The organism is Desulfovibrio sp. 86 (assembly GCF_902702915.1).
GTDB lineage: Bacteria > Desulfobacterota > Desulfovibrionia > Desulfovibrionales > Desulfovibrionaceae > Desulfovibrio.
In genome coordinates this window covers 2,173,060-2,188,104 of record NZ_LR738849.1, presented here as the reverse complement: position 1 = coordinate 2,188,104, position 15,045 = coordinate 2,173,060, and the positions used below count along the sequence as shown (strand labels likewise).

The 15,045-nt window shown below is 54.0% G+C and carries 11 protein-coding genes; 6 read left to right on the top strand and 5 right to left on the bottom strand.

Features of this window, described 5'->3' with window-relative positions:
- Positions 1-118: 118 nt before the first annotated feature.
- The 3 genes from DESU86_RS08910 to DESU86_RS08900 form a co-directional block, all read right to left on the bottom strand.
- Complete coding sequence (locus tag DESU86_RS08910; RefSeq protein WP_179980727.1) at positions 119-970, bottom strand: ABC transporter permease; 852 nt, start codon at positions 968-970, stop codon at positions 119-121.
- Positions 971-1,134: 164 nt separating this feature from the next.
- On the bottom strand, positions 1,135-2,166 hold the full coding sequence (locus DESU86_RS08905) for an ABC transporter substrate-binding protein (protein ID WP_179980726.1): 1,032 nt from the start codon (positions 2,164-2,166) through the stop codon (positions 1,135-1,137).
- Positions 2,167-2,268: 102 nt separating this feature from the next.
- The gene (locus tag DESU86_RS08900) at positions 2,269-3,048 is read right to left on the bottom strand and encodes an ABC transporter ATP-binding protein (protein ID WP_179980725.1); all 780 of its coding nucleotides are present in this window, start codon (positions 3,046-3,048) and stop codon (positions 2,269-2,271) included.
- Between the two features lie 609 nt (positions 3,049-3,657).
- Between DESU86_RS08900 and DESU86_RS08895 the strand changes: the two genes are divergently transcribed.
- From DESU86_RS08895 to DESU86_RS08880, 4 genes are all read left to right on the top strand, one after another.
- On the top strand, positions 3,658-4,842 hold the full coding sequence (locus tag DESU86_RS08895; protein WP_179980724.1) for a tyrosine-type recombinase/integrase: 1,185 nt from the start codon (positions 3,658-3,660) through the stop codon (positions 4,840-4,842).
- Between the two features lie 471 nt (positions 4,843-5,313).
- Positions 5,314-5,889, top strand: a complete 576-nt coding sequence (locus DESU86_RS08890; RefSeq protein ID WP_179980723.1) for a hypothetical protein — start codon at positions 5,314-5,316, stop codon at positions 5,887-5,889.
- An 813-nt stretch (positions 5,890-6,702) separates the two neighbouring features.
- Positions 6,703-8,112: a phosphomannomutase gene (locus DESU86_RS08885; RefSeq protein WP_179980722.1), complete on the top strand. Its 1,410-nt coding sequence runs from the start codon at positions 6,703-6,705 to the stop codon at positions 8,110-8,112.
- Between the two features lie 70 nt (positions 8,113-8,182).
- The gene (locus DESU86_RS08880) at positions 8,183-9,193 is read left to right on the top strand and encodes a glycosyltransferase family 9 protein (protein ID WP_179980721.1); all 1,011 of its coding nucleotides are present in this window, start codon (positions 8,183-8,185) and stop codon (positions 9,191-9,193) included.
- Here DESU86_RS08880 and DESU86_RS08875 read toward each other — a convergent pair.
- Both DESU86_RS08875 and DESU86_RS08870 read right to left on the bottom strand, forming a co-directional pair.
- Entirely contained in the window at positions 9,149-10,465 is a 1,317-nt protein-coding gene (locus DESU86_RS08875; RefSeq protein ID WP_179980720.1) for an oligosaccharide flippase family protein, read from the bottom strand. The two genes, DESU86_RS08880 and DESU86_RS08875, sit on opposite strands and share 45 nt — an antisense overlap.
- A 2-nt stretch (positions 10,466-10,467) precedes the next feature.
- A complete protein-coding gene (locus DESU86_RS08870; RefSeq protein WP_179980719.1) occupies positions 10,468-11,853 on the bottom strand; it encodes a hypothetical protein in 1,386 nt (461 codons plus the stop codon).
- Between the two features lie 489 nt (positions 11,854-12,342).
- Between DESU86_RS08870 and DESU86_RS08865 the strand changes: the two genes are divergently transcribed.
- Both DESU86_RS08865 and gmd read left to right on the top strand, forming a co-directional pair.
- Positions 12,343-13,785, top strand: coding sequence for a mannose-1-phosphate guanylyltransferase/mannose-6-phosphate isomerase (locus tag DESU86_RS08865; protein ID WP_179980718.1), 1,443 nt, complete (start codon positions 12,343-12,345; stop codon positions 13,783-13,785).
- Positions 13,786-13,895: 110 nt separating this feature from the next.
- Positions 13,896-15,044, top strand: a complete 1,149-nt coding sequence (gmd, locus tag DESU86_RS08860; protein WP_179980717.1) for a GDP-mannose 4,6-dehydratase — start codon at positions 13,896-13,898, stop codon at positions 15,042-15,044.
- Position 15,045 lies beyond the last annotated feature (1 nt).

Here is a 15,045-nt window from a genome sequence, read left to right as displayed (position 1 = left end):
CTTGCGACACGGGGGGCGTCCCATCGGTTCCTATTGCTGCGGGGCGTCTCGGCCTGAAGCCTTTTCAGGATGCCTGCGGGGCGCGGCCACGGGGCGACCGCGCAAAAATTTACGCTGGCTATCTGCCATTGGCGGCGCCATACAGCATCCAGAAAAGCGTTTTACGTTTAATGTATTCATACACCAGCATGATGCACACAAAGACCACGGCGGTAAAAAAGAGGCCAGCCAGCACGCGCGCGTAATCGGAGAAATCCGCGTAGTACTGGATGAAATGCCCCAGGCCGGAATCTGTGGCGAACATCTCGGCCACGGTCAGAAGAATAAAGGAAAAGGTCAGTGCCGTTCCCGCGCCGGACAAGATATGGGGGGCCGCTGCCGGAAGGATGACGAAAAACAGTTTTCGCGCACCCTTCAGTTGCAGAATTTCCGCATTGTCCAGGTATTTCTTGTCAATGAGGCTTATGCCCGTGATGGTGCCCACAAGATACGGCCAGAACACGCCAAGAAAGATGATGGCGACGGATGAGGCGTAAAACGTGGGCAGCACGGCGATGAGATAGGGCGTCAGCATGGACGGGGGCACGGGGCTGAGAGCGAAAATGAGGGGCCGTACCGCCCGCTGCAACCAGGGGTGCATGGCCACAAACACCCCAAGAACAATACCGCCCAAGGCTCCGATGATATAGCCGGGAATCAGCAGGCTCATGGAACTTACGCAGGATTCAAAAAGCTGCGGCAAAGAACGCACCAGCGCCGCGCCGATCTTGCCGAGACCGGGAAACAGCATGGCGTCCAGAAGGCCGAAAACATCGGTGCAGAGTTCGTACACCAGCAGGATTATCCCCACCAGGAGCGCCGTCCCGACGGCGGCGCTCCAGCGGGCGAAAAACCCCTGCCCTCGCGGGGCGGCGGCTTTTTTGCCGCCAGCCCGCGAACGCAGGTCTTGGTTGTCAATAATGGCGCTCATCATGCATACCTATGAAAACACTGATTAAAGAGCTTCTTGGAAACGCGCAGTAGTTTCGTTTGGCAAGGCGCGCTCTTTTTTTGAAGCAGGAGTGGACTCTTCCGTCCTCGACTGTTTCAAAAAAAGTGGAGCAAGTCCGCCAAATGGAATACATCAGCGTTTCCTTATTTGTTGTACTTGACGTAGCGTTCCTTGAACATGGCGTAGACTTTGTCATTGGGATTTTCCGCCGCGAGGGAATTCAGGGCCTGCTCGTACAAGACGGAATTCAGATGCTTTTCAATATCAATGCCGCCAGTTTGCGCATAGTTGAGGTCACCCAGCAGCTTCCACATGTAGCGCACGCCGTTGGTTTTCGGGTCTGATTCGAACACCTGGTTGGTTTCAAGCAGCATCTGCCGTGCCTGCGTTTCGTCGAGCTTCAGGTAGTTGGCGTTGATGGGCACGCAGTCTTCGGGATTGGTGATCAAAAAGCGCTCGGCCTTGATCCAGGCGCGGAGAAAAGAAACCACGAGGGCCGGATTATCTGTCAGCAGGGACGTTTTGCTCACAGGGCGGCAGCAGACGTGCATGGGGTCAAGATCATTGGTCCAGGTCACGATCTTGAGCCCGGCGGCAACGGCCTGCAAATAGGTGGAGTTCGTGCCTATGCCCACATCGACTTTTCCTGATTTGACGGCTTCAAGAACTTCCGTGGGTTTTTTGAATTCCAGAACCGTGCACTGCGAGTTGGGATCCAGACCCGCCTTGGCCATGGCTCCACGCCAGACGATTTCCGGCGTGTACATACGGGGAACGGCCACGCTGTGTCCCACAAAGGACTGCATGCCCTTGTATTCAAAGTCGGGCCTGGCATAGACAGGCATGCCGCCGGAAACATAGCCGCCGTAAATGGTGAAGTCCGCGCCCTTGGTCACGAAGGTCAGCGGGGCCGTGGTGCCGAAAGAAACGGCAACGTCCACCTTGCCCGATTGCAGGGCGTTCAGCGCATCCGTCGAATTGGAAAAAGGAACCAGTTCGATCTTGATGTTTTCTTCCGCGTCATAGCCTTTTTCCAGGGCTATAAAGCCAAGAATATTGCCGGTCTGTGGATTGTACGCCACCTTGAAGGTCTGCGGGGCGTCCGCCGCAAAAGCCGCAAAGGCACACAAGGACAGCAGCAGGGAAAAAACAATGCCGCGTAACGCTTTTTTCATACTGAGGTCTCCACGGTAGTTAGATAAAAGTAAAATATCAACTATTTCAGTCAGTTGTACCACATAAAAACCTTCCCCTGTGGGGGCGCGAACAATGACGGGTCATACCCGCTTCATGATATCCTTGTTCAGATTCCGGATCAGTTCGTTGCGCAGAGCGAGGATGGAGTGATCCTCAAACATGTCGTCCAGGGGCGGCTTGCTGTCTTTTTCAAAGCTGTGCGTATAGATGATGCCGCTGGGGCTTGAGCCGAAGAGCAGGATTTTGTTGGCGAGCAGCAAGGCCTCGTCAACGTCGTGCGTGACGAAAATGATGGTCTTTCTGTTGCTCTCGTCCTTCTGCCACAGCGAGAGAATCAGGTGCTGCAACTTGACCCTGGTAATGGCGTCAAGCGCGCCGAAGGGCTCATCCATCAGGAGCACGGGCGGGTCCAGGGCAAAGGCGCGGCAGATGGCGCACCGCTGCCGCATGCCGCCGGAAAGCTCAAAGGGGTATTTGTCAAAGACGCTGGCCTCAAGCCCCACATTCACAAGCCCCTCATACACGATCTTTTTCAGCTCGTTTTCCGTTTTTTCAGGAAACCGCGCCTTCAGGGCCAGCACGATATTTTTGCCATTGGTCAGCCAGGGAAACAGGCTGTAATCCTGAAACACAACGCCCCTGTCCATGCCGGCGCCGGTGATTTCCCTGTCGCCAATAAGAATCCGACCCTGTGTGGGCCGCGACAGGCCTGCCAGAATGCGCAGAAGCGTGCTCTTGCCGCACCCGGATTCCCCCAGGATGCAGACGAAGTCCCCGGAAGCAATATTCACGGAAAGATCCTGCAATACCGGTTCGGAATCGTAGGCGAACGCCACATTTTCAATGGTAATGGCGGACATACTGCTCCATGGCATTGTGCCGTACGCCACAATGCAAAGACCCCGGAAGCATAGAGCGCCGGGGTGCCATATGGTACAGACAACATTTTTGCCTGGATAATCTCGGAACAGACAAGGGATCGTAAAAAAGACTCTGTGCGAAGAAATACAGAGAGAAAGGGCGTGAACTGCGTGCTGCCGTAACCAGACGCAACGCTGTAGGGACGTCAGAGCGCGCCCCTGCGCAGAGAGAAGGTCTTACTTCAAAGAATTCCCGACAACCTGCCGGGAAAAAGCGCAGACTCACGAATCACCCCTTCCCGGTTTCTTTCGGACAAGGGGTGAACGCTTTACGGAGGCATGCCCTCCGCCAAGGAGATATGTAGTCAGTCCAGCCACATCTCTGTACAGCCATAAAATTCAATAATTTCATACAAATATGCGGAAATTATTTCCGTTTTTCGTCCACTTTGATACCCTAAAATCCCTGTCCATTGTTGGTAGACTTGTTGGTACGTTCTTGGTATCAATTCTTCACTGATGACCTGTAATGCTGGTCTGTTCCGAATAAGGCATCATACAGCATTTCAGTGCGGGACGCTACTTTTTATCAAGAAGGCGGGAGGCTGCATGAAACTGACGGACGTTGGCATACGGCGGGTAAACGGCAACGGCAAGGTGCAAAAACTTTCGGACGGCGGCGGGTTGTTCCTGTACGTCACGCCCACAGGCAAAAAATCATGGCGCATGGCCTACCGTTTTGGAGGTAAGCAAAAGTTATTGGTTATCGGGCCATATCCGGCTATCGGCCTGAAAGAAGCGCGGGAGCGGCGCGAGGACGCAAAAAAGCTGCTGGTAGACAACATAGACCCCAGTACCGCAAAGCGGGCCGCAAAAACGGCGGCGGTGGAAGCCGCAAGAAACTCCTTTGAAGCCGTGGCGCGGGAATGGCTGGACAAGTATTCCGGCTCATGGGTTCCGCATTACACGGCGGTTATCAAGAGCAGGCTGGAAGTTCATTTGTTCCCCGCCATTGGGAAAAGGCCCATCAGCGCCGTTACCGCTCCCGAACTGCTCAACATACTGCGGCGCATTGAAGGCCGCTCCCTGACCACGGCGCACCGGGCTTTACGCGAAAGCGGGCGCATTTTTCGCTACGCTATCGCCACAGGCAGAGCGGAAAGAGACGTTGCCGCCGATCTGCGCGGGGCGCTCACACCGGAGCCGATAAACCATCATGCCGCCATAACCGAGCCAAAAGAAATCGGCGCTCTGCTCCGGGCCCTGGACGCTTATTCAGGCCGCTACGCCGTGCAATGCGCCCTGCGGCTTGCCCCGCTGGTATTCGTGCGAGCTGGTGAGCTTGCGGGCGCGGAATGGGCGGAAATCGATTTTGAAAAAGCCGAATGGCGTATCCCGGCAGCCCGGATGAAAATGCGACAGGTGCATATCGTGCCGCTTTCCCGGCAAGCCTTAATTATTCTGCGCGAATTGCACAATTTTTCTGGCAGCGGACGCTATGTATTCCCCGGCGGGAGCAAGAGCGAGCCACATATGCACAAGGGAACGCTGGTGGTGGCACTGCGCCGTATGGGGTACACCAAGGAGCAAATGACCTTTCACGGCTTCCGCTCAATGGCTTCTACCTTGCTGAACGAACTTGGTTACAACCGTGATTGGATAGAGCGCCAGCTTGCGCACAGTGAGCGCAACGGAGTGCGGGCGGCCTACAACTATGCAGAATACCTGCCGGAACGTCGCAAAATGATACAGGAGTTTTCCGACTACTTGTCGGCACTGAAAGAGAAACAGTAAGCCACAGCTAACGCTGACTCATCGGGGCGGCACGGCTTTTTGCAGCGCGATATTTCCTTGGGTATCGCTCACAAAAACCGCGCCGCCCCTCTTCGTGTGCCAGGAGAAAAAAAGGGCGGAACAGCCCCGGATTTGGCGACATGAAAAATGGTGAGCGCGTCTGCTTCCGGTCTTTGCGAAAGCCAAAAGTCTAGCCCACTATACTTTGCTATGCAAAGTGTGGGCGACCGTTTCGCTTGTGACCGCAAAACAGAAGCCTGAACAGCCCGCCGCCCATTGTAAGTTCAAGGACTTCCCAAAGATGACTTCTGCGTATATCGTTTCTGCGTAGGCTCGCGAGGGGAGTACAGGATGACGGCTGTGACACACCGTCTCAAAGCCTGCCAAGGGCCTGCCCTCTGGACACCCCCAAGGCAGCGCATTCGGCGTGATGCTTCTCACGCACTTGATTAAACAAATGGAGATTACAACATGTTCGGCTTGTTCAAGAAAAAAATGAGCGAAAGTGCCGCCGCCATAGTCTTTTGTGTCCACATAAATCACTGGGCAGCAGAAAATGACGATAACATTAAAAAAGACTTCTTGCATTATTTTTTAAAAGATACAGTCATGATAGACGACTTGGCTCCACATTCTGACGGCTTATTCAATGCCACTGTTGCTGAATGCTCAAAGGCGTTGTTCAATCTGTTTCCCCTGCCTCAAGCATTAAGACTACGCAATAAAGTCTATGACGCTATGGGCGTAATGGGGCAAACCACCTTGTTTGAGTTCTTCATGGACGCCAAAAACGATCCGGATCGACACCTTCTACAAAATGATCCCATGAATGAAATGCATGCCATCCCGGCACGACTGCTCGAATATTGGCTTGGCGAAAAACTGAGAAGGCTTTATGTCAAAATGGGAGATGTTGAACTTCTATCTCCCGTTGAACTGATGTTTATCAGCGAGGCCATGTCACCAATGTTTATGTTTTGGAAAAATTTCCAAAATAATTATAAAATTATCGAATCAGACGAAACAGTAACAGACCTCATGCGTTGAGGTAGTGCTACCTCCTCTTGCCCCGCCTTTCCATTCCGCCGCACAAACACATACAAAAAGATACGGAACGCGAACTGCTATGCGAGATGGTTGCAACAAGCGGAGAAAGCGTGCATTTGCTTGTAGTTAGGTATGGACAGGTTGCGCACACGCGCCTGGATATACGTCGCGTTTCAGCTTTTACACGGATGCCTTTCAGGGCATGGCAAAAAGAAAGGGCAAGGCCGTCCCCAAAAGTCCGACCTCACCCGCAAAAAACGTTGGTATGATTGATGGTAAAAAATATTGAAAATATTTTTAAATTTATTATTTTAAATAGTTATAGATTATTTATATCTCTGCCAAGGAAGAATGCCTTGTGGCTTCTTTCAATATGCAATGGCATGGCGTAGCCTAAAAAAATATATTTGCTAGGTCAACAATCTTGACCCGCTGCTGCCCCCAAAAACCGGCTGCGCGCGGGCGTAGCACGACCAGTGGGGCCAGCATGACCCACAGCCCAGGCCAGCGCGCGCGGCCAGTGTGCGGCTGGCTTCAACGGCTGCCGCCACGGTCGCGCGTGGTGCGACGCCGGACTCCGGACAGGCGTTGGCAGTCTTGTCGCACGGTAGTGCCGTTTGCTGCATGTACTATACTTTCCAAACGTGATCCGCCGCCCCTCTCCATGCAGGGCGTGCCTGCCGCGCAGCATATGCTGCGTTGCGGCAGGCAAAAACGGGCTTGGCAAAGTCCGTTCAAGTTGGCTACAACAGTGTCGCACGATATTTGTTTCATGGCGGCCGCGCCGCAGCGATGACAAAACCAAGGAACCGCATGAACACGCCCCTTTCCTGCTTCAAAGCCTATGACATTCGTGGCCGTGTGCCCGATGCTCTCAATGCCCCCCTGGCGCATGCCCTGGGCCGGGCCGTGGTGGAAGTGCTTGGCGCGCGCCATGTGGTGCTGGGTCGGGACGCCCGCCTTTCCGGGCCTCTGCTGCGCGACGCCCTTGCCAGCGGCCTTCGCGCGGCCGGGGCCAATGTTACGGATATCGGCCTCTGCGGTACGGAAGAAATTTATTATGCCGCCGCCAACAGGCCCTTTGATGCGGGCATCATGATCACCGGCAGCCATAACCCGGCGGATGAAAACGGCTTCAAGCTCGTGCGTGGCGGGGCCATTCCCGTGAGTGGCGATTCCGGCCTGTTCGCCCTGCGCGACCGGGTGGCTGAACTGCTGACGGAGGATGCCCGCGCTGCCACTGCGGACGCGCCCTACCCTGCCCTGCACGAGGATTGTTTCAGAGGCGAATACGTGCGCTGGCTGCTCGATTACAGCGGCGCGGGCCAGAACGCGCCCGCGAAGGGCCGCAGGCCCCTCAAAATCGTGGCCGATGCGGGCAATGGCTGCGCGGGCCTTGTGCTGCAAGAACTGGTAAAAGGCCTGCCCTTTGATTTCACCTGCCTGCATATGGAGCCTGACGGATCGTTTCCCAACGGCGTACCCAACCCGCTCTTGCCGGAACGCCGCGCCGCCACCGCCGCTGCCGTGCGCGAGGCCGGAGCGGATATGGGCATCGCCTGGGACGGAGACTTTGACCGCTGCTTTTTTTATGACGGCAACGGCAATTTCATTGAGAGCTACTACTGCATAGGTCTGCTGGCACAGGAATTGCTGCGGCGCGCTCCCGGCGGCAAGGTGGTTCATGACACGCGCGTCTACTGGAACACCCGTGAAGTGGTGCTTGCCGCAGGCGGCCAGCCTGTCATGGGCAAAACCGGCCATGCCTTCATGAAGGAGCGCATGCGGGCCGAAGACGCCGTATACGGCGGCGAAATGAGCGCCCACCACTATTTTCGAGATTTTGCCTACTGCGATTCAGGCATGCTGCCCTGGCTGCTGGTGGCAACACTGCTGCACCGCACAGGTCGCCCCCTGGCGGAGCTTGTGGCCGAGCGCATGAACGCCTATCCGTGCAGCGGCGAAATCAACCGCCGCGTGCAGGACGCGCCTGCCCTTATGAAGCTTGTGAGGGAACAGTACGCCCCCTACGCCCTCCACGAAGACAGCATGGATGGCGTGAACCTGGAATTTGCGAACTGGCGCTTCAACCTGCGCATGTCCAATACTGAACCGCTGCTGCGCCTCAATGTGGAAACCCGCGGCAACCGCGCCCTGCTGGAAGACAAAACCGCCGAACTCCTGCACCTGCTGGAGTCGCGAAACGGAGCTGTATTGGCATGAATATAGGAATTGATGCGCACCTTTAATCTTGCTGAAGATTAATGTATGTTTATCGTCAAGGAGATAAAGAGTGGCAGCATATCTGATAATCAAGCTTGGGGCTTTGGGGGACGTGGTCATGGCCTCCGCCATGCTGACCGAGCTAAAGATTCGACAGAGCGGTAATACGGTCACCTGGATCACAGGCAAAGCCGCACGACCTCTTCTTGAAATGACAAATCTTGTTGATGAAATTATTACTGTTGACGAGCAGGCTATACTCAACGGATGTCTGAAAAAAAAGATGTCTAGCGTGATATCTGTTTTTTTCAAGCTTCTTGGACGCAGGTTTGACGTTTGCCTTGTGCCATACCGCGACTGGCGCTATCACCTGCTGCGGTTGGGTGCGCGTTGTGCGTCAGTTCGTTCATTTCGGGGCAGTCGGTGGCTTATTCCTGGCCGTTACCATGTTTTTGAATATATGCGGCTTGCATCAGGGCGGGAATGTTTTGCTGGGGGGGAGGCTGTCATACCTCAGGTGTCCTTTCCGCAAAAAGTTCAGGCTCCACAGGTTCTTCTTGCACCAGGGTGTCCAACCCAGGCGGCAACGGATATACTACGTCAATGGCCTTTGGAGCACTATGTTCATCTGGCCCGAAGGTTGTGTGAGTCTGGCTACAGCGTGGGCCTGATAGGTATGGACGCAACGGGGCTACTTGAAGAGACTTTTAAAGGGATACCGGTAACATCGTATATTAACAAAACAAAGCTTGAAGGTTTGCTGTGCCTTCTTGCTAGCGCAGAACTTCTTGTCGCTCACGACAGTGGCCCGATACACTTGATGAAAGTGGCTGGTGGCACATGTGTGAGCCTTTTCGGGCCGACACTTGCCAGTGAAAAAATCTGGCCTTCGCCGCGCCATAGCGCCTTGCAGTCACCTGTGACGCTGCCCTGCATGCCCTGCTATGATGGAAAAAACTATGCAGCGTGTGTTGACAGATTTTGTATGAAGCAAATTCAGCCTGAAGCGGTATTTATTGCTGTGCAAAAACACCTTTCAGGAAATTTTTCCTATGCGAAAAATACTAGGGAAGAAGCCTAACAGGCGTTTAACGTAGATGGCCTGAGCAGCATTCTGTGTGACAGTGCTTACCGCCACTGCCGCTGCGGCTCCAGACAGGCCGTACCGGGGAATAAGCAGCAGGCCAGCGGCCAGTGTCACTGCGCTGGCAATACCCACCGCAATGCAGTGTTGCCTGCTGTGTCCGGTTGTGATGAGGGCAAGACTCACAGGGCCAAACAGGAGTGCCAAGAGTTCCCCCAGGCACAAAAGCCGCAGGATAGGTACTCCGTCCATAAGTTCCGAACCAAAAAGCCCCAACAAGGGGCTTGCAAAAAGACTTGCTCCACCCAGTGCCACAAAGGCCAGGGTGAGTATAAGACGACTGCCGTGGCGATAATATTGTGCCAATGCAGCCGTATTACCTTTCATATACAGTACCGCAAGTTGCGGCCCCACCACCGTGCATCCCGCAGTCTGGATATTGGAACCGAGTAGTGCCAGCTTATGGGCAAGGGCAAAGATGCCAACAATTGCCGCGGATTCCCATATACCGAGCAGTACTATCCCCGCCCGTGCAACAATTAAAGATAGAGCCGAGGCTATAAACAGCGGAGTACCCAGGTGGAAAAGCGTTTTGTAGGGCGGTGCTTCTTGTCTTTTTACCTCGCCAAAGAGGTGTCCTGCCATACGGCAACCCGCAAAAAACGCGAGCCAACTTGCCCCAGCAAAACCTATGCACGCCCCCTCTACTCCATAAAAGAAGCTAAGTGGTATTGAAAATGCCAGGGCTGTGCCATGGACGACCACACCGCCACCATCGCCCTGGAGGATTTGCGAGGCTCTGATATGCCCAGCCCCTTTCAATGTTTCGGCCTGTAAGAAAAGCAATGCTTGCGGAATGAGCCCAACGGTCATCCACAGCAATGGCGCGAGTAGCCCTGGTTTGTTAAAGGCCACGTGACACAGCCAGGAGCCGCTCAAAAATATGCCCGCGCACAGCAGCATGGATATTACGGCTGCAAAGAGCATGGCACGCGCGTACCATGCCTTCAACACGCCCAATTGCTGGCTGGAAAAATAGAGCGTTGAGTAGCGTAAAAGCACATAGTCAAGCCCAAAACGTCCAAGAAAAGAAGCCGCCACGACAATGGTAAAGGCAAGTGAAAAAAGCCCCAGCCCCTCTACGCCTAATACTTTTGCCAGAACAAAATATAGTAGATAGCTACATAACACTGCAAATATTTTACAAAATGCAGTAATCAGCATTCCGTGTATAATCTTATGAATATCTTTTTGTGGCGTAAAAGTCACTTTTACCTCGTAAAAATACGCTCACTAAGCCATACGAGTCCCATAAGGAGCGCTAGGCCATGTAAAAGTCCATAAAAGTCGGAAACCATAACGGTAAACAGGGAAAGCGTAAAAAAAAGTACACAGGCTCCGGACTCCGGGGTGATTTTTTTCTGCAGGCTGCGCCATGTACCGAGAAGCGTGCCAAGCAAAAAGCCGAAAATCAAAATTCCGGGTATCCCTCCATTCAGGTAGGCTTCGCCAACAAAGGTGGGCCGCAATCCGCCATAGCTCGGCGCGATAGGGATATTGCTCCCCATGTGCAGGATCTCAAGAGAGTAGCGGCCAAAGCCGTAGGTCATCCTGAATGGACACAGAGAGCTTGGAATAAAAGAAAGTATCGCGGAAGCATATGTTTTTCCCCAAGCCCAGGGAACGTCATGCTTGTCCGCCGCATTGATCAAAAGCACCGCATCCCCGATTTCGGGAAAAATAACGGCAAAAGAAACAAGGCCGCTTTTGTTTCGGTAATATGTGAGTAGACAAAAAACTATACCGAAGAACAGGCCCAAGATCCCTCCGACAAACAGACGTTTGCGTCCTTGCAGTGAGAATATGGCAATGATAGCTATAAACAGCGACAATGCCGCGGCATCTCCCCGTGAGCCGCTGCCAAGCATGCAGCCCAAGGACAGCATGACAGTCGTGAACGCTAATATTTTTTCTTTTGTTGTCAATTTCTTTGCATACAAAGAAACAATAAAAAAAGATGAAACGAGTGATAGTGAAGAAAATATTCTGTAATAAAATCTCGCGAGATTGTGTGTATATGGCCCGTTGAAGTGCTGATACCTGGAAATTGCCGGATTGTCTGAAAATAATGGTATTGTTTCAAAGTAAATATAAAATCCAATTATAGTTGCGATTGAAAGTACGCTTATCCCATAAAGGCTATACTTGTAGGTGCGGGGTGCAATAATTTCCGGGGAAAGCATCCGGCACAGCTTGGCCAGACCTATCTGAAGAAAGGTGATGCGAGAGGCGCAGGCCAGGCCCAGCCTGAGACTTGAATACCCTAACAGCAACATCCAGACAAAAGAAGTAAACGAGGGGGGCGATTGCGCGAAAAAGAGAGTCCCTTTTAAAGGGAGCCACACCCCAAGCGTACAGGCCAAAAGCCAGCCCGCCCCAACTAGCGCGGGCCAATTGTCCTCAAAAAAGCACCAGACACAGCCTGTTATGATAAATTCAAGCCAGAGAAGGTGAAGACTTATCTCAACGGCCTGTGGACAAAGTTGTGGCCAAGCAAAAGGCAGTACAAGCGAGAAGATGCTGCCGAACCAAAGCCAGAAGGCCAGACGCCGCAGGCCGTCCTTGATACCGTCTGAAATAATTTCTGTTGGTGGCATGTAGCTCTCCTGAACAATCTTTTGTTGGCCTTGTGGCCTGTTGTTTTATTGCGTACCGCTTTATGCCAATGTTATTTTTTTGCAGATGGGCACGTGTGGCAAACCAATTATTTTTAAACTAGAAAGCACATTAATTCAAACCATTGCTGCCAGACATTAAAAAATATCTAACTTATTAAAATTAAAGAAAGTATATTGTCTTCAATTCAGCTGTTTTTGGCTGTCACACTGCATATGACGCGCGCCTCAATAAAAACTAGATGCATATCTTGTTGCGGTATAGCTGCCTCTGATAGGAATTTATGTCTTGAGCATTAGTTGCAACTCTGCCGTGGGGTACAGTTGTGGCCCCTGGGCAAGCGCATGGGTCAGGCTCGACGACCTTGTTCTGCACCCGCGATTAGTGTATCTTTCGGGCGGTGCGCCACAGCGGGCGTGCAGACCCCTGTGCGGTATAAAGCATTTATTTGAACACCTGTGAGTAATTCCATGTCAAGCATTGCTCCTGTCATACTTTGCGGCGGCAGCGGCACACGCCTGTGGCCGCTCTCGCGCGAGACCTACCCCAAACAGTTTGTGGATCTGGGCGAGGGGCGTACCCTGTTCAAAGACACGCTCTTGCGGGCGCAACGTACTCCGGAAAGCCTGGAACCGGTCATTGTCTGCAATGAGGCCCACCGTTTTTATGTAACGGCCGCATTGTACGAATGTGACGTTCGCGCCACCATTCTTTTAGAACCCGCACCGCGCAATACCGCGCCGGCCATTGCTCTCGCGGCTCTCACCCTTGCCCGCGACGGAGCGGACCCGCTCATGCTGGTGTTGCCGTCCGATCATGCCATCGGTAATGAAGCCGCTTTCTTCAAGGGAGTGGGGTCTGCCGCAGCCCTGGCGGAACAAGGGCATATCGTCACTTTCGGCATCACGCCCGCAAGCCCGGAAACAGGCTTCGGCTATATCGAACAAGGCGAAGCTTTGAGCTACGGCGGCTTCCGCGTGGCCCGCTTTGTGGAAAAACCCGATACAGCGGCGGCCCAATCCATGCTGGATCAGGGCGGCTTTTTGTGGAACAGCGGCATGTTTCTGTTGCGTGCCTCCGTGTACCTGAAAGAGCTTGAACGCTTCGCCCCCGAAATACACGCCGCCTGCTGCACCGCCTGGCAAAGACGCGCAGCCGACGGCGCGTTCTGCCGCCCGGACGCGGACGCATTTCTGGCCTCGCCGTCCGACTCCATCGACTATGCAGTCATGGAGCAAACGGACCGTGCGGCGGTAGTTCCCCTGTCCACAGGCTGGAGCGACCTTGGCTCATGGGAGGCGTTCTATCAGGCGGAAGCGGGGGACGACAGCGGCAACGTCTGCCACGGCGACATCATGACCCAAGACGCGGAGAACTGTTATTTCAACGCCCAGCATCGCCTGGTGACGGCCATTGGCGTGCGCGACCTTGTGGTTGTGGAAACACGCGATGCCGTGCTGGTGGCCCCGCGCGAGCGGGTGCAGGAGGTCAAGACCATGGTCGGCCGCCTGCAATCAGCCCGGCGAACCGAATGCAGACAGCATCCGCTGGTCTACCGCCCCTGGGGCAGCTACGAAACGCTCGTTATGGACGGCCGTTTTCAGGTCAAACGTATCATTGTCAATCCAGGTGCGGAGCTTTCCCTCCAGATGCACCACCACCGCGCCGAGCACTGGGTAGTTGTCAGCGGCACGGCCGAGGTGACCAACGGCAATGAAACCCGCCTGTATACAGAAAACCAGTCCACCTACATTCCCGTGGGAACGCGGCACAGGCTGAAAAACCCCGGCGTCATCCCTCTGGTGCTTATTGAAATCCAGTCCGGCGCATATCTGGGCGAAGACGACATTGTGCGCTTTGCCGATGTGTACGGACGCGAAGATTTACCGGCGCACGGCAACGAAAACAGATGAAACCACCGGGTGGACATCGTCCACCATGCAATATAGACTTATAAGTTCACCTTGAGCAATCTGAACGTAAAAAATACTATGACAATTTGTCAGGTCAGGAAATAAGGATCATGAAGAAAGCGCTCATAACGGGCATCACCGGTCAGGACGGGGCCTATCTTGCAGAATTTCTGTTACGCAAAGGCTATGAGGTGCACGGCATCAAGCGCCGCGCCTCGCTCTTCAATACAGACCGCATTGACCATCTCTATCAGGATCCGCACACCAGTGCGCGGCATTTTATACTGCACTACGGCGATCTGAGTGATTCCAGCAATCTCATCCGCATCATGCAGGAAGTGCAGCCCGACGAAGTATACAATCTGGCAGCCCAAAGCCATGTGCAGGTATCCTTTGAATCGCCGGAATACACGGCCGATGTGGATGCCCTGGGAACCCTGCGCCTGCTTGAGGCCATACGCATTGCCGGGCTTACGGGGACAACCCGTTTTTATCAGGCCTCCACGTCCGAGCTTTTCGGCCTGGTGCAGGAAATGCCGCAGACCGAAAAAACGCCCTTCTACCCCCGTTCGCCTTACGCCTGCGCCAAGCTGTACGCCTACTGGATTACGGTCAATTACCGCGAAGCCTACGGCATGTATGCCTGCAACGGCATCCTTTTTAATCACGAATCGCCTATCCGCGGTGAAACCTTTGTTACCCGCAAGATCACCCGCGCCATGTCCCGTATGGTGCTCGGGCTGCAGGATTGCCTCTATCTCGGCAACCTGGACGCCAAGCGCGACTGGGGGCATGCCAGGGATTATGTTGAAATGCAGTGGCTTATGCTGCAGCAGGAACAAGCGGACGACTTTGTCATTGCCACAGGGCGACAATTCTCAGTACGCGATTTCGTCAACACGGCAGCGGCTGAAGTGGGTTTAACGCTTGCATGGCAAGGCCAAGGCGTGGACGAGACCGGCACAGTGGAAGCTGTGGACCTGAATAAACTGCAGCAGGCTGCTGGCAACCGTCAGGGGCTGGAGTGCCACGTCAAGCCCGGCGATGTCATTGTGCGGGTAGACCCGCGCTACTTCCGCCCCACCGAGGTGGAAACCTTGCTGGGCAATCCGGCCAAGGCCAAGGAAAAGCTGGGTTGGGAGCCGAGCACATCCTTTGAGGATATGGTGGCCGAAATGGCGCGCGAAGATCTAGCCCTGAGCATGCGTGATGCCGTGTGCAAGGTGGCAGGATTCAAGACATTCAGCCATAACGAGTAGC

Coding starts and splice junctions, on each gene's coding strand:
- DESU86_RS08910 (WP_179980727.1), bottom strand. CDS start 970: ATGAGCGCCATTATTGACAACCAAGACCTGCGTTCGCGGGCTGGCGGC.
- DESU86_RS08905 (WP_179980726.1), bottom strand. CDS start 2,166: ATGAAAAAAGCGTTACGCGGCATTGTTTTTTCCCTGCTGCTGTCCTTG.
- DESU86_RS08885 (WP_179980722.1), top strand. CDS start 6,703: ATGAACACGCCCCTTTCCTGCTTCAAAGCCTATGACATTCGTGGCCGT.
- DESU86_RS08890 (WP_179980723.1), top strand. CDS start 5,314: ATGTTCGGCTTGTTCAAGAAAAAAATGAGCGAAAGTGCCGCCGCCATA.
- DESU86_RS08895 (WP_179980724.1), top strand. CDS start 3,658: ATGAAACTGACGGACGTTGGCATACGGCGGGTAAACGGCAACGGCAAG.
- DESU86_RS08870 (WP_179980719.1), bottom strand. CDS start 11,853: ATGCCACCAACAGAAATTATTTCAGACGGTATCAAGGACGGCCTGCGG.
- DESU86_RS08900 (WP_179980725.1), bottom strand. CDS start 3,048: ATGTCCGCCATTACCATTGAAAATGTGGCGTTCGCCTACGATTCCGAA.
- gmd (WP_179980717.1), top strand. CDS start 13,896: ATGAAGAAAGCGCTCATAACGGGCATCACCGGTCAGGACGGGGCCTAT.
- DESU86_RS08865 (WP_179980718.1), top strand. CDS start 12,343: ATGTCAAGCATTGCTCCTGTCATACTTTGCGGCGGCAGCGGCACACGC.